We start from the raw sequence: 15,751 nt of genomic DNA, 5'->3' as shown, positions 1-15,751 counted from the left end.
ATGGGCACCGCAACGTTGTGGCTGCTGCCCGCCTTCCCGCTCGCCGGCGCGATCCTGCTGCTCCTGCTCGGCCGGTTCGCCGACCGGTGGGGTATCTACCTGGGCACCGGCGCCGCGGTGGCCTCGTTCGTCGTCGCCGTGGTCGCCTTCTTCGGCATGCTCGGCCGCTCCGACGCCGACCGCGCCATCCACGAGCAGCTGTTCGAGTGGGTGGCGGTGGGTGACCTGCGGGTCGGGTTCGGGCTGCAACTCGATCAGCTCTCGGTGTGCTTCGCGCTGCTCATCACCGGCGTCGGCTCGCTGATCCACGTCTACTCGATCGGCTACATGAGCCACGATCCGGGCAAACGCCGATTCTTCGGCTACCTCAACCTGTTTCTGGCCGCCATGCTGGTGCTGGTCCTGGCCGACAACTACCTGGTGCTCTACCTCGGTTGGGAAGGCGTCGGCCTGGCGTCCTACCTGCTGATCGGGTTCTGGTACGAGAAGCCCTCGGCCGCAACGGCGGCCAAGAAGGCATTCCTCGTCAACCGGGTCGGTGACATGGGCCTGGCCATCGCCATGATGACGATGTTCGCCGCCTTCGGCTCCTTCGATTTCCGCACGGTGTTCGCGGCGACGCCGGGTGCGAGCGAGGGCACGCTCACCGCGATCGGCCTGCTGTTGTTGCTGGCCGCGTGCGGCAAGTCGGCCCAGGTACCGCTGCAGTCCTGGCTCGGTGACGCGATGGAGGGCCCCACCCCGGTCTCGGCACTGATCCACGCGGCCACCATGGTCACCGCGGGCGTCTACCTGATCGCCCGCTCCAACCCCATCTACGATCTCGCCCCCGACGCGCGAACCGCGGTGATCGCCGTCGGCGCGGTGACACTGCTGTTCGGCGCGATCGTCGGCTGTGCCAAGGACGACATCAAGAAGGCGCTCGCCGCCTCGACGATGAGCCAGATCGGCTACATGATCCTGGCCGTCGGGCTCGGGCCGGCCGGCTACGCGATCGCGATCATGCACCTGCTCACCCACGGGTTCTTCAAGGCCGGGCTGTTCCTCGGCGCCGGTTCGGTGATGCACGCGATGGACGACGAGACCGACATGCGCCGCTACGGCGGTCTGCGCACCCTGCTGCCGATCACCTTCGCCACCTTCGGTCTCGGCTATCTCGCCATCATCGGGGTGCCACCGTTCTCGGGGTTCTTCTCCAAGGACAAGATCATCGAGGCGGCGTTCGACCACGGGGGGACGACGGGAATCCTGCTCGGGGTGGTCACTCTGGTCGGTGCCGGACTCACCGCGTTCTACATGACCCGCGTCATGCTGATGACGTTCTTCGGTGAACGCCGCTGGAAGCCCGACACCCACCCGCACGAAGCTCCCGCGGTGATGACCGGGCCGATGATCCTGCTCGCGTTCGGCTCGGTGTTCGCGGGCGGCCTGTTCGTGTGGGGTTCGGCGCTGCAGAACTGGCTCGCCCCGGTCGTCGGCTCCCATCACGGCGAACCCGTCGTGCCCGCGGGCGTGGTCACCGGACTGGCCCTGACCTCGGTCGCCATCGGTGTCGCGATCGCCTACCGCAAGTACGCCGAGAGTCCGGTCCCCGAGACCGCGCCCGAGCCGGTCACGGTGTTCACGACAGCCGCGCGCAAGGACCTCTACGGCGACGCGATCAACGAGGCCGCCTTCGAGCGGCCAGGTCGTCACCTCACCCGCGCGCTGGTGTTCCTCGACGCGCGTGGTGTCGACGGGATCGTCAACGGCACGGCGGCCGGGATCGGCGGTCTCTCGGCGCGGGTCCGGCGGATCCAGACCGGCTTCGTGCGCTCCTACGCCCTGTCCATGTTCACCGGCGCGGCCCTGGTGGCCGCTGCCCTGCTGGCGGTGAGGTACTGGTGAACTCGTTTCCCTGGCTGACGACGCTCTGGCTCGCCCCCGCGGTCGGCGCGGCGGTGGTGCTCGCCGTGCCCGCCGCGCGCCGGAATGTGGCGCGCGCACTGGCGTTCGCGGTGTCGATCGGTGTGCTCGCGCTGGCGGTGAGCCTGGCGCTGCGGTTCCGTCCCAGCGGGGACCAGTACCAGTTCGTCGAAGCGCACGAGTGGATTCCGGCGTTCGGCGTCGGTTACACCCTCGGCCTCGACGGCATCGCCACCGTGCTCGTGCTGTTGACCGCGGTGCTGATGCCGCTGCTGATCCTGGCCGGCTGGCACGACGACTCCGCGGCCGGTGACGGCCGCAAGACCGCGCACATCTACATGGCGTTGATGCTGTTGGTCGAGTCGATGGTGCTGATCTCCTTCCTCGCCCTCGACATCCTGCTGTTCTACGTGTTCTTCGAGGCCATGCTCATTCCGATGTACTTCCTCATCGGCGGCTTCGGACCACGCACCAGCGACGCCGCCCTACGCGCCCAGCGCTCGCGGGCGGCGGTGAAGTTCCTGCTGTACAACCTGTTCGGCGGCCTGATCATGCTGGCGGCGGTCATCGGGCTGTACGTGCTCACCGCGCAGGCGGGGCTGGGCGAGGGCACCGCGGGCACCTTCGATCTGCGGACCGTCGTCGCCGCAGCCAACAACGGGCAGCTCGGCGGCAGCACCGCGGTCGTCAACGCGCTGTTCCTCGGGTTCATGTTCGCCTTCGCGGTGAAGGCGCCACTGTGGCCGCTGCACACCTGGCTGCCCGACGCCGCGGTCTCGGCCACCCCCTCGAGCGCGGTGCTGATGATGGCGGTGGTCGACAAGGTCGGCACGTTCGGCATGCTCCGATACTGCCTGCTGCTGTTCCCGCTGGCTTCCGACACGTTCGCGCCGTTGGTGATCACCCTCGCGGTGATCGGCATCCTCTACGGTGCGCTACTCGCCATCGGTCAAACCGATGTGATGCGGCTGATCGCCTACACCTCGATCTCGCACTTCGGGTTCATCATCCTCGGCATCTTCGCGATGACCACCCAGGCGCAATCCGGGGCGACGCTCTACATGGTCAATCACGGACTGTCCACGGCCGCGCTGTTCCTCATCGCCGGATTCCTCGTCTCGCGGCGCGGCACCAGGATGATCGCGGAGTTCGGCGGCGTGCAGAAGGTCGCGCCGATCCTGGCCGGTACCTTCTTCATCGCCGGTCTGGCCACGCTGTCGCTGCCCGGCCTCGCGCCATTCGTCAGCGAATTCCTCGTCCTCGTCGGCACTTTCGGCAAGTACAAGGTGGCGGCGGTCGTCGCGACCGGTGCGCTGGTGCTGGCCGCGCTCTATGTGCTGTGGCTGTACCAGCGGATGATGACCGGTCCGGTGAAGCAGGGCAACGAGCACCTGCGCGACCTGGTGCCGCGTGAGCTCGCGGTGGTGGTCCCGCTGCTGGCCGCGCTGCTGGTGCTCGGCTTCTATCCGAAACCGATCCTCGATCTGGTGGATCCCGCCGTCGGGCACACCCTCTCGACGATCGGTAAGCACGACCCCGCTCCGACGGTTCCCGCTCCCGAAGCAGGTTCGGCCACCCCGCCCGCCGGCGGACACAAATGAGGACGGACTCCGTGACCATCAACGAGCTCGCGGCCACCCTGCCCGCACCGAGCATCGAATACCACCTGCTCGCACCGATGCTGATCGTGTTCGCGGTCGGCGTCGTCGGGGTGCTGGTCGAGGCGTTCGTGCCACGGCCGTATCGGTACCTCACGCAGCTGATTCTCGGGATCGGCGGCGTGGTCGGCGCGTTGGTCGCGGTCGTCGGGCTCGCGGGCACGACGGGCACGGCCGTGGTCGGCGCGGTGGCCGTCGACGGGGTGACGCTGTTCCTGCAGGGCACGATTCTGTCGGTCGCGCTGCTGGGTCTGCTGCTGATCGCCGAACGGGGCGCGGTGCCCCGGGCACGCAGCGGACCGGGCACCTGGAGCCGGGCGGCCGCGGTGCTCGATCGCGGCGTCGACGCGTTCACCCCGCAGGCCTCCGCGGTGCCGGGCAGTGCGCACGAGCTCGCCGCCGTGCGGTCGGGGGTGTCGACCACCGAGGTGTTCCCGCTGACCATGCTCGCGCTCGGTGGTCTGCTGCTGTTCCCCGCGTCCAACGATCTGCTGACGATGTTCGTCGCGCTGGAAGTGCTGTCGCTGCCGCTGTATCTGCTGTGCGGGCTGGCGCGGCGCAGGCGCCTGCTCTCGCAGGAGGCGGCGCTCAAGTACTTCCTGCTCGGCGCGTTCTCCTCCGCGTTCTTCCTCTACGGCGTCGCCCTGCTGTACGGGCAGACCGGGACCGTGTCGCTGCCAGGAATCGGTGCGGCGCTGGACAAGCAGCCCGAGAACGCGACGCTGGCCCTGCTCGGTATCGGGATGCTGGCCGTCGGCCTGCTGTTCAAGGTCGGCGCGGTGCCGTTCCAGGCCTGGGTGCCCGATGTCTATCAGGGCGCCCCGACGCCGATCACCGCGTTCATGGCCGCGGCCACCAAGATCGCCGCGGTCGGCGCGACCATGCGGGTGCTGATGGTGGCCGTCGGTGCGCTGCGCGACGATTGGCGTCCGGTCCTGGCCGCGATCGCGGTCGCGACGATGGTCGTCGGCGCGGTCATGGCGATCACCCAGACCGATGTGAAGCGAATGCTGGCGTACTCCTCGATCGCGCACGCCGGTTTCCTGCTGGTCGGGCTCGTCGCCGCCGATGATGCCGGTGTGGCCGCGGTCCTGTTCTATCTGCTGGCCTACGGGCTCGGGACGGTCGGCGCGTTCGCGGTCGTCAGCCTGGTGCGGGATTCCTCCGGTGACGAGGCGACCGCGCTGCCGCAGTGGGCGGGGTTGGGCCGCCGATCCCCGTGGCTGGCCTCGGTTTTCGCGCTGCTGCTGCTCTCGTTCGCCGGCCTGCCGCTGACCAGTGGTTTCGTCAGCAAGTTCGCGGTGTTCGCCGCAGCCTCGGGCGCGGGTTACACGTTCCTGGTCATCGTCGGCGTGATCTGCAGCGCGATCGCGGCGTTCTTCTACATCCGGGTGATCGTGCTGATGTTCTTCACCGACCCGCCCGCCGACGCCCCGACCGTCACCGCCCCGTTCGCGACGACCCTGGTGGTGGCGTTCAGCGCGGGCGCCACGCTCATCCTCGGTGTCTTCCCCCAGCCGCTCCTCGACCTGGCCGAGCGCGCGGCCACGTTCATCCGCTGACCGTGCCGCCCGCCGACGAGCCGCTCCGCGATCGGCCACCCACCAGCCACGAGCAGCGGTCCGGTCAGCCGTGGGACGCGTCCTACCGCGACGGCCCCGCCCCGTGGGACATCGGCCAGCCGCAACCGGCCGTGGTGCGGCTGGCCGAGGCGGGCGGTTTCGTCGGCGACGTCCTCGACGCGGGGTGCGGCACCGGCGACAACGCGCTGTATCTGGCCTCGCTCGGGTTCCCGGTGCACGGTGTGGACGTGGCCGAGACAGCCGTGGCCACAGCGCGCGAGCGTGCCGAGAACCGTGGTCTGACAGCCACTTTCGGGGTCGCCGACGCCCTGCACCTCGAACGGCTGGAGCGCCGGTTCCGGACGGTGCTCGACAGCGGCCTGTTCCACACCTTCGACCACGCCGAACAGGCCGTCTACGCGGTGAGTCTGGGCGCGGTCGTCGCCCAGGGTGGAACCCTGTACATCCTGTGCTTCGGTGACTTCGGCGACGATCCCGGTCCGCACCCGGTCAGCCGAGCGGCACTGACCGCGGCCTTCGATCCGGTCGAGTGGGACATCGCCGCCATCGACCAGGAGAGTCTGCGCACCCGCTTCAGCGAGTCGATTCCCGCTCGGCTGGCCACCGTCCACCGCAGGTAGCGTGACGGCGCGCCGCGACGCCCCACGATTCGAATCGCCTCGGCCGCCTTGCTGATCGGCGTCGGTGTCCTCGCCGCGACCTGCGGGCGCTTCGTTCCAGGGAAACCCACAGCCGGTGGCCGGTGAGATCTGTCCCGCGATGGCGGTGTTCGTCCTGGATGTCTCGCTGTCGATGGAAGCCGTCGATGTCGCGCCGAGCCGATGGACCGTCGCGCGCCGGGCGGCCACCGATTTCGCCCACCGACCTGCTCGGACGCGGACGGGCTTTCGGTTTCAGGTGCAGCAGTTGGGGTCCAGGACCGTACACAGAGCCGAGAGCGCGTCACGGCGGGCGCTGTGGAAGGTGTTCATCCCGCGCCGCTGCGACTCGACCAGACCGGCGTTGCGCAGCTGGCCGAGGTGATGGGAGACCGTGGACTCGCTGAGGCCGACCGCGGCGGCGAGTTCACCGCCGTTCTGTTCGCCGAGCGGGGTGGTCAGCAGCAGCGACATCAGTTTCACCCGGACCGGGTCGGCGATGGCCTTGAGTCGCAAGGCCACCTCGAGTGCGGCGTCGTCGTCGACCGGACCTGCCGCGACGGGCGCGCAGCAGACGGGGGCGGACATGTCGATCACGGGTAGCGCCTTGGGCATATCACCGACTCTACGCGCGGTATTGACATATGTCGAAAAGGTGAGCAGACTCGGCGACAGCACATCTTCGATATATGTCTCACAAGTGGAGGTTCACCATGTCCCGCGTCCAGCTTGCCCTCAATGTCGACGACCTCGACACCGCCGTGGCGTTCTACTCAACCCTGTTCAACACCGAGCCGGCCAAGCGCAAGCCCGGCTACGCCAACTTCGCGATCACCCAGCCGCCGCTGAAGCTGGTGCTGATCGAGAACGCCGGCCAGGGCGGCTCGATCAACCACCTCGGTGTCGAGGTCGAGTCCTCCGACCAGGTCCACGGCGAAATCGCGCGCCTGTCGGAGGCGGGTCTGTTCACCGAGGAACAGATCGCGACCACGTGTTGCTTCGCCACCCAGGACAAGGTGTGGGTGACCGGTCCCGGCGGCGAGCGGTGGGAGGTTTACACCGTGCTGGCCGACAGCGAGACCTTCGGTACCGCACCGGACCTCGGGCTCGTGAACGCCGAGGGCACCAGCGTGTGCTGCGGCACGGCCGCCGAAGCCGAGGCCGAGGGTGCGTGCTGTGGCGCCGAGGCCAAGGAGAAGGCCGTCGCCTCCGGGGCGAGCTGCTGCGGCTGAACCGGCCCGACCCGGTTGCGGACGAGTTCACCCGTTGTTCGCTTGCCTTCTTGATTAGACATCGGTCAATATCGACATATGTCGAATCAAGAGTTGCCGTTGAGCGTGGCCGCACCCTCGTGTGAGGCCACGCCGCGCACGCGCCCGCCGATGAACGCCGAGAGCGCGGCGGAGTTGGCCGTGCTGTTCAAGGCCTTGGCCGACCCGGTCCGGTTGCGGCTGCTCTCGACGATCGCCTCACGCGCCGACGGCGAGGCGTGCGTGTGCGACCTGTCGACCGGTATCGAGGTCACTCAGCCGACCATCTCCCACCATCTCAAGGTGCTGCGTGAGGCCGGGTTGCTGACCAGCGAACGCCGGGCGTCCTGGGTGTACTACCGAGTCGTCCCGCAGGCGCTGGCGCGCCTGTCGGATGTTCTCGCGATCGAGGCCGGAGCGGTGGTGACCGCGTGAGCGCCACGACCGAAGCCCCGGCGGTGGTGGGCAAGCTTTCGACGCTGGACCGGTTCCTGCCGGTCTGGATCGGCGTGGCGATGGCCGCGGGACTGCTACTCGGGCGCATGATCCCCGGCCTCGGCGACGCATTGTCGGCCGTGGAGATCGACGGCATCTCGCTGCCGATCGCGATCGGGCTGCTGATCATGATGTACCCGGTGCTGGCCAAGGTCCGCTACGACCGACTCGACACCGTCACCGGCGACCGCAAACTCCTTCTCAGCTCCCTGGTCCTGAACTGGGTCCTGGGGCCCGCGTTGATGTTCGCGCTGGCGTGGCTGCTACTGCCGGACCTGCCCGAGTACCGGACCGGGCTGATCATCGTGGGCCTGGCCCGCTGCATCGCGATGGTCATCATCTGGAACGACCTCGCCTGCGGCGACCGCGAAGCCGCCGCCGTGCTGGTCGCCCTGAACTCGCTGTTCCAGGTGATCATGTTCGCCGTCCTGGGCTGGTTCTACCTCTCGGTCCTGCCCGGCTGGCTCGGCCTGGAACAGACCACCATCGATACCTCGCCGTGGCAGATCGCCAAGTCGGTACTGATCTTCCTCGGCATTCCCCTCCTCGCGGGGTTCCTCACCCGCCGCTTCGGTGAACGTGCCAAAGGCCGCAACTGGTACGAGACGACGTTCCTGCCCCGGATCGGGCCGTGGGCGCTCTACGGGCTGCTGTTCACCATCGTGATCCTGTTCGCTCTGCAAGGCGAGCAGATCACTTCTCACCCGCTCGACGTGGTCCGGATCGCGATCCCGCTGCTGGCCTACTTCGCGATCATGTGGGGTGGCGGTTACGCCCTCGGTGCGCTGCTCGGCCTGGGCTATGAGCGTACGACCACGCTGGCGTTCACCGCGGCGGGCAACAACTTCGAACTCGCCATCGCCGTGGCCATCGCCACCTATGGCGCCACCTCCGGCCAGGCACTGGCCGGTGTTGTCGGCCCGCTGATCGAGGTCCCCGTCCTGGTCGCGCTGGTGTACGTATCGCTGGCCCTGCGCAAGCGGTTCACCGCGGCCACGGCCTCCGAAGGGGTGGCAGCGCGGTGAGCACGACGCCATCGGTGCTGTTCGTATGCGTGAGGAACGGCGGCAAATCCCAGCTGGCGGCCGGTCTGATGCGCGCCGCCGCCGGCGACCGCGTGCAGGTCCACTCCGCAGGCACCCGGCCGGGTACCGCGATCAACGCCCTGTCTGCCGAATCGCTGCGCGAACTCGGCATCGACATCAGCGCCGAGACCCCGAAGCCGATCGACCCCGCCCTGCTCAGTGACGTCGGCCTGGTCGTCACCCTCGGCCGTGAAGCCTACATCGAGCCCGTCGCCGGGATGCGAATCATCAACTGGGACACCGACGAACCATCCGAGCGCGGCATCGACGGCATCGAGCGCATGCGCCTGGTCCGCGACGACATCGCCGCCCGCGTGAACGACCTGCTCACCGAGCTCACCACACCCGCCGAGCAACGGAAACCCTCATGAGCGACAGCCCCCTCGCGCCCACTTACACCCGCCACGACCTGACCATCGACCAGCAACTCGCGCTCGCGGCCGCGGCGACGCATTTGCAACGCGAGTTCGACGGCACCTTCGGAGTCGAGACGATCGAACGGTTCCTGCACTCCTCCTACGACCGGTTCGCCGGCCGCGCGACAGTGATCAACTTCCTGCCGCTGCTGGCCGAACGCTTCGCCCGCCAACGGCTGCACGCGCTGGCCCGCGTCGAGGGCAAGGCCCACACCGGCACTCCGACCGTGCTGTTCCTGTGCACCCACAACGCAGGTCGCTCCCAGATGGCGCTCGGGTTCTTCACCCACCTCGCCGGTGACCGCGCGGTGGCGTGGTCCGGTGGCAGCGAACCCGGCGACGCGATCAACCCCGCCACGATCGCGGCGATGGCCGAGGTCGGTATCGACATCACCGCCGAGTTCCCCAAGCCCTGGACCGAGGAGATCATCCAGGCCGCCGACGTGGTCATCACCATGGGCTGCGGCGACGCCTGCCCGCTCTATCCGGGGCGCCGCTACGAAGAATGGGACCTCGACGACCCCGCTCACCTCGACGTGGCCGCGATCCGACCGATCCGCGACGAGATCGAAACCCGCGTTCGCCACCTGCTCGCCGAACTCGACCTGCCCGCCCACTGAAAGGCACTACGCCCCATGACTTCCAAGCCCAGCGTGCTGTTCGTCTGCGTCCACAACGCCGGACGTTCCCAGATGGCCGCCGGATTCCTCACCCATTTCGCCGGCGACGCGATCGAGGTCCGCTCCGCGGGCAGCGCTCCGGCCGATCAGATCAACCCCGCCGCGGTCGCGGCGATGGCCGAGCTCGGCATCGACATCTCCGATCAGACCCCGAAGATCCTCACCTACGACGCCGTGGAAACCTCCGACGTGGTCATCACGATGGGCTGTGGCGACACCTGCCCGTCGTTCCCCGGTGTCAGCTACCGCGACTGGGTGCTGGAAGACCCGGCGGGCAAGGGCGTCGAGTCCGTCCGTCCGATCCGCGACGAGATCAAGGTCCGCGTGCAAGCCCTGCTCGCCGAACTCCTGCCGACCCACGCCTGAGACGTGCCCGCCCCGGGGGCCGCGCACGTCGGCCGGTCGCCGAGGCGGAAGTCCATTCCACTACCGGCGGTGTAGGGAACGAGCACCGGTCCGGACTTGCGGCCGGCCAGTACCCTGGACGGCAACCGGGCCGTGCCGGTCTGCCATGCGATGAGCTCGCGGGCACCGCCCCTGCGGGTCACCCCACCGCGCACCGGTCGGTGGTGACGAGGTCGGGAACGTCGAGCAGCAGCACTTCCTCGGCGCGAGTGGAGGATTCGTCGAGCAGATGCCACGGCACTCGTTCCGCACACCGGTGACCGGCCGCGGCAGCATCCCGACCCGTCTCGCCTGCCGAACCCGCCGATGTTCCCCGACCCCCGATCAGGGGCGTTCGGTGGGTATCTCGCCGTAGAGCTGGCGGGCACGGGTGGTCAGCAGGGGCAGCAGGATGGTGCGCCAGGTCGGCAGGTGCACCGCCTCGGCACGGCCCTCGACGACGAAGGACGGCTGGGCGGTCGCGTCAGCATCGTCGATGTCGACGCCGGTCACGAGGGCGAACTCGCGCCGCAGCAACGCCGCGAAGTCCGTCGCGGTGGCCGGCACCGTGGCCGCACATACCTTGTCCCGCACTGCGTCCCACACGATCGGATCCGCGGGTGAACCCCACTGGCGCGGTCGCCGGTCGAAGAGGCGAGCTATGTCGGAAGTATCTGGCACGCGCCGCATCCTACCGAGCGGCGCGGCGCCAACGGCCGCCCCACGGTCACCGCCGACGCTCGGCACCGATGCTGCCGACGATGAGATCGGCGAGTGCCTCGACCGCCTCCCCCGCGTCGATGGTTCCTCGATTCAGTTCGGCACCCAGGGTTTCCGCGGCGCCGAGGACGGCGACGCAGCGCAGCCGCAGCGCGGCCGCTCCGAGATCGGAGAACGGTAGCAGGGTGGCGGCCATCCAGTCGCGATAGCTGTCGAGCATCCGCTGCTGGATCGCCAGGACCTCGGGATTGCCCTTCAGCGCGGCCGAGATCGCGTCGAATTCGGGCATGTCGGTGGCGCAGGCGAAGTAGGCGGCACTCATCACGTGCGCGATCTCCGTCGCGGTCGGCACGGCCGCACGGACGGCCTGCTCGGCGGCGAGCCGATGCCGTTCGTCGAGGCGCCGGTACAGGGCCAGCAGCAGATCGGGGCGCGTGCCGAAATGGTCGTAGACGATCGGCCTGCTCACGCCCGCGGCCTCGGCGAGAGTGACGAGCGTGAGCCCGTCGGTGCCGTGGTCACGCACCATCGCCAGCGCGGTGTCGAGCAGCTGCTCGCGCCGGGCCGCCTTGGGCATGCGGGCCGTCCTGCCTTGCGTCATGTCACCAGTTTAGCTACAAAGAGTAGGTTACAAACTGTAGCTTAGCTGGCGAGAGGAACGACCATGGCCCACACACCATCCGTCCTGATCCTGGGCGGTTCCGGCCAGGCAGGCTCCGACACGGCGGCCCTGCTGCGCCGCTGGTATCCGACCCTGCCGCTGACGATCGCGGGCCGCGACCTCGACCGAGCGCAGCGAGTCGCCGACAGCCTCGGCACGGCCACCGCGATCACGATCGACCTGCGCCGCCGCGATCTCGGCCTGCCCGACGGCGTCGTCTTCTCGGCGGTGGTCGCCACCCTCTGGGACGACCGGCTCCACGGACTCCACTACGCCCAGGATCACGCGGTGCCGTATCTGAGCATCTCGAGCGGGCTGCTCGATATCGGGCCCGAGGTCGTCGCGGGCGCCCGGCGGGCCAGCGCCGCACCGATTCTGGTGGCGAGTCATTTCCTGGCCGGACTCGCCACGCTCGCGGCGCTGGCGACCGCGCGCGAGTTCGCCCGGGTCGACAGCGTCCGGCTCGGGGCGATCCTGGACGAGACGGACACCGGTGGCCCCGCCGGGATCGCCGATCTGGAACGGTGGTCGGCGGTGACCTCGGCGGGTCTGGTGCGACGCGACGGCGTCTTCACCTGGGTGGCCGCCGAGAACGCGCAGGCCGAGGTGCGCGCTGTCGACGGCACCCGGCTGCCTGGGCAGAGCATTCCCATCCTCGACGTGGCGAGCCTGGCGCTGGCGACCGGAGCACCGGATGTGCGGGTGGATCTCGCGGTCGGCGAGTCGCCTGGCCGGCGCCGGGGTGTGGCGGCCTCGATCGAGATCGGCATCGACCTCGACGGTGTCGACGTTGCGGGCGCGACGCTGCGCCGCAGCCGCCACCTGGTCCATCCCGCGGGTCAGCGACCGCTCACCGCCCTCGGAATCGTCCTCGGCGTCGAGCGGCTGCTGGGTCTGCGCGGCGAGCCGGTCGGCCCGGGCACCTACACCCCGGAGGCCTTGATCGACCCCGGCTACGCCGCACAGCGGATGACCGAGGTCGGCGCCGTGTTCGTCGACGCGTAGACCGGCCTACAGCACGGCCTGCGTCCGGGTGGTCTTGCCGACGAGTTCGCCCGCGTCGTCGTGGATCTCGGTCTCCACATCGAGGAAGGCGCAGACCGCGCCGGTGGCGTCGGCCAGCGACATCAGCACGCCGCAGTGCAGCGCGCCACCGATCGTGCAGAGGGACTCGTCCCGGGCCGGCCTGCTGCGCACCACGTCGGGCGACACACGGTCCGCGATCCGGGCCGCCGTCAGCGCAGCGGCCGGAAGAACTCCCGGAGATCGTCGACGAGCAGGTCGGGTGTCTCCATCGCCGCGAAGTGCCCGCCCCGGTCGAATTCGGTCCAGCGCACGAGGTTGTTCTGCTTCTCGGCGATGCCGCGAATCGTGGTGTCGCCGGGGAAGACCGCGATACCGGTCGGGACCCCGGAGCTGGGCAACTCGGCGCCCCACTGCTGGGACTCCTTGTACAGGCGCATCGAGGAGCCCGCGGTGCGGGTGAACCAGAGGACGGCGATCTCGGCGAGCAGCGCGTCGCGGTCGAGGGAGTCCTCGGGCAGCGCGGCGGCGGGATCCTTGTAGGTGTTGACGACGTCGACGACCCAGCCGAGCAGACCCGCGGGTGAGTCGGTGAGCGCGTGGGCCAAGCTCTGGGGGCGAGTGCTGTGCACACTCGCGTACGAGGAGGTCTGGTTGCTGTTCCAGTCCTGCAGAGCGGCCAGCTTCTCCTGGTCCCGCGCGGAGTAGCCCGCGCCGTCGTCGTCCCAGGCGGGAATGGTGATGGCGGCGTTGAGGTGGACGCCGGCGACCCGCTCGGTGTCGATCCGGCCCAGGTGCGGGGCGATGAACGAGCCCGCGTCACCCCCTTGGGCGCCGTAGCGCTGGTAGCCGAGGCGGCGCATCAGTTCGGCGATCAGGACGGCGGACTGTTCGGTCGCGGCCTGGCCGGCCTCCCGGGTGGGACCGGAGAAGCCGAAGCCGGGCAGGCTCGGGACGACCACGTCGAATGCGTCGCGCGGGTCGCCGCCGTGGGCGGCGGGATCCGTCAGGGGTCCGAGGGTGGCACCGAAGTCGGTGAACGGCCACCCGTGGACCAGCACCAGCGGCAGCGCGCCGGGTTCCGGCGAACGCACGTGGGTGAAATGCAGGCGTTGACCGTCGAGTTCGGTGACGAACTGCGGTCGTGCGTTGCGTGCGGCTTCGGCGGCGCGCCAGTCGAAGCCGGTGCGCCAATAGTCGGCCAGACCGTGCAGGTAGGCGGTGGGCAGGCCATAGGTCCAGCCGGTGCCTGGTAGATCGTCGGTCCAGCGGGTGCGGGCGAGACGCTCGTGCAGATCGTCGAGGTCGGACTGCGGAATGTCGATCCGGAAGGGGTGGATGTCGTTCATGTCCACCACGCTACGAAGCGCTTAGGTCGAAATCGGTCCTAAGTCGCGGGCATTCTGGAGGCATGTCCGAGACCTCTGCCCGCTTGCTCCGGCTGCTGTCGCTGTTGCAGACCCATCGCTCGTGGTCCGGTGCCGAACTCGCCGCCGAGCTCGACGTCACCGCGCGCACGGTACGGCGCGACATCGAGCGACTGCGCGGCCTGGGCTATCCGGTGCAGGCGCTGCAGGGGGCGGCGGGATACCGGCTGGGTGCGGGCGCATCGATGCCGCCCCTGCTGCTCGACGACGAGGAGGCGGTCGCTGTGGCGGTCGGTCTGCGGACCACCTCGGGTGGCACGGTCACCGGGATCGAGGACGCGTCGCTGCGCGCGCTGGCCAAGCTGGACCAGGTGCTGCCCTCCCGGCTGCGGCACCGGCTGACCACCTTGCAACAGGCGATGGTGCGGGTCGCCGCCGAGGCGCCCCGGGTGAGTCCCGCGACGCTGCTGGCGATCGCGGAGGCGTGCCGCCGGCACGAGCGTCTGCGCTTCGACTACACCGATCACGCGGGTCGTGTCTCGCGCCGTGCTGCCGAACCCGATTCGCTGGTCAATGTCAGCAGGCATTGGTATCTGGTGGCCTGGGATGTCGATCGCGCGGATTGGCGCTCGTTCCGGGTCGACCGGCTGGTTCCGCGCGTCCCGACCGGTCCGCGCTTCACTCCGCGCCCGCCGCCCGACGGTGACGCGGCCGCATACCTCTCGCGCAGGCTGTCGGTGGCCTCATGGCCATGGCGCACGGTGGTCACCCTGCACTGTTCGGCCACTGTGGTCGCCGAGCGGCTCTGGCCGGGCACCGGGGTTCTCGAAGCGGTCGACGACGTCAGCTGTCTGCTACACCTGGGCGCCGACTCCCCCGCTTCACTGGCGTGGATGATCACCGGCCTCGACACCGATTTCACCGTCACCGGCCCACCCGAACTCCTCGCTGCGTTGGAGCGTGTGAGCGCGCGCTGCCGCGACGCCCTTCCCGCCGCACCTGATGCGTAGTTGCATCGACTGCCGAATCGATGGCTCGGGTCACGGCTCGTCGATGACTTCCTGCAGCCGGAGCGCGAAAGCCGCGGGATCGCCGACGAATCCGGTGTGATCGCCGGGGAACAGCACCGGCTCCGTCCGCAGCTCGGCGGCCAGGGCGCGCGCGGTCCGGTCGCAGAACTGGCCTGCCGAGTCGGCGCCGATGCCGACCATCACCCGGGTGGGCACGGCGCGCAGCAAGGGCGGGTCGGGAACCCACCCGGTGGTGGCGCGCAGTTCGTGGTCGAACCAGTGGCGTTCACTGGCGACCTGCTGGGGGTCGCGCTCGCCGCCGAACAGGTGCTCGACCATCTCGTCCGGGATCGGCAGAGCGGCCTGGGCGAAGAACTTCCGCCACGCGCCGACCACGTCACCGCGATCGTAGGTGGCGATGATCTCCTCGGTGACGGCCCGCTGCTCGGCGGCGTCGGGCAGCAGTTCCCGCAGGGGCGGTTCGTGGGCGACGACAGTGGTGACCCGATCGGGATTGGTCTGAGCGAGGGCCAACGCACTGACCGCGCCGCCGCTGGAGCCGAAGACCACGGCGGGACCGGCGTCGAGGTGGGCGATCAGCCGGGCGAGGTCGTCGGCGCGGGCCGAGACGGTCGAGTCCTGGCGCGGATCGTCGAGGGGGCTGGCGAAATGGCCGCGTGGGTCGGTGGTGAGCACGGTATTGGTGGCGGCGAGCTGTTCGGCCGCGGGCGCGAACGAGGCGGCGTTCATCGGCGCGCCGACGAGCACGAGCAGTGGCCCCGACCCGCGGACCTCGTAGTACAGGCGGGCGTCGGGCACCACAAGGGTGCCGGTGGCGACGGCGGAACTGGCGGTCATACGACCCTCCCGGATCTC

The 15,751-nt window shown here is 69.5% G+C and carries 18 protein-coding genes; 12 read left to right on the top strand and 6 right to left on the bottom strand.

Translation table 11 applies throughout. The features are described 5' to 3' along the window. The 4 genes from nuoL to Q7X29_RS17965 are packed head-to-tail and all read left to right on the top strand — an operon-like array spanning nucleotide 1 to nucleotide 5,766. Nucleotides 1-1,887: an NADH-quinone oxidoreductase subunit L gene (nuoL, locus tag Q7X29_RS17980; RefSeq protein WP_218720150.1), complete on the top strand. Its 1,887-nt coding sequence runs from the start codon at nucleotides 1-3 to the stop codon at nucleotides 1,885-1,887. Beyond that, nucleotides 1,884-3,506 (top strand): NADH-quinone oxidoreductase subunit M, encoded by a 1,623-nt coding sequence (locus Q7X29_RS17975; RefSeq protein WP_218720149.1) that lies wholly within the window; start codon nucleotides 1,884-1,886, stop codon nucleotides 3,504-3,506. The genes nuoL and Q7X29_RS17975 overlap by 4 nt, the downstream gene beginning before the upstream one ends. Beyond that, nucleotides 3,503-5,125 carry an NADH-quinone oxidoreductase subunit NuoN gene (gene nuoN, locus Q7X29_RS17970; protein WP_218720148.1) on the top strand — a complete coding sequence of 541 codons (1,623 nt, stop codon included), beginning with the start codon at nucleotides 3,503-3,505 and terminating at the stop codon, nucleotides 5,123-5,125. The genes Q7X29_RS17975 and nuoN overlap by 4 nt, the downstream gene beginning before the upstream one ends. 2 nt (nucleotides 5,126-5,127) lie before the next feature. Continuing rightward, nucleotides 5,128-5,766, top strand: coding sequence for a class I SAM-dependent methyltransferase (locus tag Q7X29_RS17965; RefSeq protein ID WP_316574792.1), 639 nt, complete (start codon nucleotides 5,128-5,130; stop codon nucleotides 5,764-5,766). A gap of 273 nt (nucleotides 5,767-6,039) precedes the next feature. Here Q7X29_RS17965 and Q7X29_RS17960 read toward each other — a convergent pair whose 3' ends face one another. Beyond that, nucleotides 6,040-6,399 (bottom strand): Rv2640c family ArsR-like transcriptional regulator, encoded by a 360-nt coding sequence (locus Q7X29_RS17960; RefSeq protein ID WP_218720147.1) that lies wholly within the window; start codon nucleotides 6,397-6,399, stop codon nucleotides 6,040-6,042. A 98-nt stretch (nucleotides 6,400-6,497) separates the two neighbouring features. On the opposite strand from Q7X29_RS17960, the gene Q7X29_RS17955 reads away from it, so the two are divergent. From Q7X29_RS17955 to Q7X29_RS17930, 6 genes are all read left to right on the top strand, one after another. Beyond that, the gene (locus Q7X29_RS17955; protein ID WP_316574791.1) at nucleotides 6,498-7,016 is read left to right on the top strand and encodes an ArsI/CadI family heavy metal resistance metalloenzyme; all 519 of its coding nucleotides are present in this window, start codon (nucleotides 6,498-6,500) and stop codon (nucleotides 7,014-7,016) included. Nucleotides 7,017-7,094: 78 nt separating this feature from the next. Beyond that, the gene (locus Q7X29_RS17950; protein WP_218720145.1) at nucleotides 7,095-7,469 is read left to right on the top strand and encodes an ArsR/SmtB family transcription factor; all 375 of its coding nucleotides are present in this window, start codon (nucleotides 7,095-7,097) and stop codon (nucleotides 7,467-7,469) included. Continuing rightward, nucleotides 7,466-8,554 (top strand): ACR3 family arsenite efflux transporter, encoded by a 1,089-nt coding sequence (gene arsB, locus Q7X29_RS17945; RefSeq protein WP_316574790.1) that lies wholly within the window; start codon nucleotides 7,466-7,468, stop codon nucleotides 8,552-8,554. Before Q7X29_RS17950 ends, arsB begins: the two co-directional genes overlap by 4 nt. Further along, nucleotides 8,551-8,985 carry an arsenate-mycothiol transferase ArsC gene (locus tag Q7X29_RS17940; protein ID WP_316574789.1) on the top strand — a complete coding sequence of 145 codons (435 nt, stop codon included), beginning with the start codon at nucleotides 8,551-8,553 and terminating at the stop codon, nucleotides 8,983-8,985. Before arsB ends, Q7X29_RS17940 begins: the two co-directional genes overlap by 4 nt. Further along, complete coding sequence (locus Q7X29_RS17935) at nucleotides 8,982-9,650, top strand: arsenate reductase ArsC (RefSeq protein WP_316574788.1); 669 nt, start codon at nucleotides 8,982-8,984, stop codon at nucleotides 9,648-9,650. The genes Q7X29_RS17940 and Q7X29_RS17935 overlap by 4 nt, the downstream gene beginning before the upstream one ends. A 15-nt stretch (nucleotides 9,651-9,665) precedes the next feature. Next, a complete protein-coding gene (locus Q7X29_RS17930; RefSeq protein ID WP_218720142.1) occupies nucleotides 9,666-10,076 on the top strand; it encodes an arsenate reductase ArsC in 411 nt (136 codons plus the stop codon). A gap of 363 nt (nucleotides 10,077-10,439) precedes the next feature. Here Q7X29_RS17930 and Q7X29_RS17925 read toward each other — a convergent pair whose 3' ends face one another. After that, nucleotides 10,440-10,775: a hypothetical protein gene (locus Q7X29_RS17925; protein ID WP_316574787.1), complete on the bottom strand. Its 336-nt coding sequence runs from the start codon at nucleotides 10,773-10,775 to the stop codon at nucleotides 10,440-10,442. A gap of 46 nt (nucleotides 10,776-10,821) precedes the next feature. After that, nucleotides 10,822-11,415: a TetR/AcrR family transcriptional regulator gene (locus Q7X29_RS17920; RefSeq protein ID WP_255588258.1), complete on the bottom strand. Its 594-nt coding sequence runs from the start codon at nucleotides 11,413-11,415 to the stop codon at nucleotides 10,822-10,824. 63 nt (nucleotides 11,416-11,478) lie between these two features. On the opposite strand from Q7X29_RS17920, the gene Q7X29_RS17915 reads away from it, so the two are divergent. After that, the gene (locus Q7X29_RS17915; protein ID WP_316574786.1) at nucleotides 11,479-12,480 is read left to right on the top strand and encodes a Rossmann-fold NAD(P)-binding domain-containing protein; all 1,002 of its coding nucleotides are present in this window, start codon (nucleotides 11,479-11,481) and stop codon (nucleotides 12,478-12,480) included. 6 nt (nucleotides 12,481-12,486) lie between these two features. On the opposite strand, the gene Q7X29_RS17910 is transcribed toward Q7X29_RS17915, so the two are convergent. Both Q7X29_RS17910 and Q7X29_RS17905 read right to left on the bottom strand, forming a co-directional pair. Then, nucleotides 12,487-12,687 carry a hotdog family protein gene (locus Q7X29_RS17910; RefSeq protein ID WP_316574785.1) on the bottom strand — a complete coding sequence of 67 codons (201 nt, stop codon included), beginning with the start codon at nucleotides 12,685-12,687 and terminating at the stop codon, nucleotides 12,487-12,489. Nucleotides 12,688-12,710: 23 nt separating this feature from the next. Continuing rightward, nucleotides 12,711-13,847 (bottom strand): epoxide hydrolase family protein, encoded by a 1,137-nt coding sequence (locus Q7X29_RS17905; RefSeq protein ID WP_218720139.1) that lies wholly within the window; start codon nucleotides 13,845-13,847, stop codon nucleotides 12,711-12,713. Between the two features lie 62 nt (nucleotides 13,848-13,909). Here Q7X29_RS17905 and Q7X29_RS17900 point away from each other — a divergent pair, with 62 nt between their 5' ends. Then, nucleotides 13,910-14,875 (top strand): helix-turn-helix transcriptional regulator, encoded by a 966-nt coding sequence (locus Q7X29_RS17900; RefSeq protein WP_218720138.1) that lies wholly within the window; start codon nucleotides 13,910-13,912, stop codon nucleotides 14,873-14,875. Nucleotides 14,876-14,905: 30 nt separating this feature from the next. Here Q7X29_RS17900 and Q7X29_RS17895 read toward each other — a convergent pair whose 3' ends face one another. Continuing rightward, complete coding sequence (locus tag Q7X29_RS17895; protein WP_316574784.1) at nucleotides 14,906-15,733, bottom strand: alpha/beta fold hydrolase; 828 nt, start codon at nucleotides 15,731-15,733, stop codon at nucleotides 14,906-14,908. Nucleotides 15,734-15,751 lie beyond the last annotated feature (18 nt).

Origin of the sequence: Nocardia canadensis, assembly GCF_032656385.1 — a bacterium.
GTDB lineage: Bacteria > Actinomycetota > Actinomycetes > Mycobacteriales > Mycobacteriaceae > Nocardia > Nocardia canadensis.
Note: the sequence above shows the minus strand (reverse complement) of the source record. Positions and strands in the feature narration are given on the sequence as shown.

Coding starts and splice junctions, on each gene's coding strand:
- nuoL (WP_218720150.1), top strand. CDS start 1: ATGGGCACCGCAACGTTGTGGCTGCTGCCCGCCTTCCCGCTCGCCGGC.
- nuoN (WP_218720148.1), top strand. CDS start 3,503: ATGAGGACGGACTCCGTGACCATCAACGAGCTCGCGGCCACCCTGCCC.
- Q7X29_RS17960 (WP_218720147.1), bottom strand. CDS start 6,399: ATGCCCAAGGCGCTACCCGTGATCGACATGTCCGCCCCCGTCTGCTGC.
- Q7X29_RS17955 (WP_316574791.1), top strand. CDS start 6,498: ATGTCCCGCGTCCAGCTTGCCCTCAATGTCGACGACCTCGACACCGCC.
- Q7X29_RS17950 (WP_218720145.1), top strand. CDS start 7,095: ATGTCGAATCAAGAGTTGCCGTTGAGCGTGGCCGCACCCTCGTGTGAG.
- Q7X29_RS17935 (WP_316574788.1), top strand. CDS start 8,982: ATGAGCGACAGCCCCCTCGCGCCCACTTACACCCGCCACGACCTGACC.
- Q7X29_RS17930 (WP_218720142.1), top strand. CDS start 9,666: ATGACTTCCAAGCCCAGCGTGCTGTTCGTCTGCGTCCACAACGCCGGA.
- Q7X29_RS17920 (WP_255588258.1), bottom strand. CDS start 11,415: ATGACGCAAGGCAGGACGGCCCGCATGCCCAAGGCGGCCCGGCGCGAG.
- Q7X29_RS17915 (WP_316574786.1), top strand. CDS start 11,479: ATGGCCCACACACCATCCGTCCTGATCCTGGGCGGTTCCGGCCAGGCA.
- Q7X29_RS17905 (WP_218720139.1), bottom strand. CDS start 13,847: ATGAACGACATCCACCCCTTCCGGATCGACATTCCGCAGTCCGACCTC.
- Q7X29_RS17900 (WP_218720138.1), top strand. CDS start 13,910: ATGTCCGAGACCTCTGCCCGCTTGCTCCGGCTGCTGTCGCTGTTGCAG.
- Q7X29_RS17895 (WP_316574784.1), bottom strand. CDS start 15,733: ATGACCGCCAGTTCCGCCGTCGCCACCGGCACCCTTGTGGTGCCCGAC.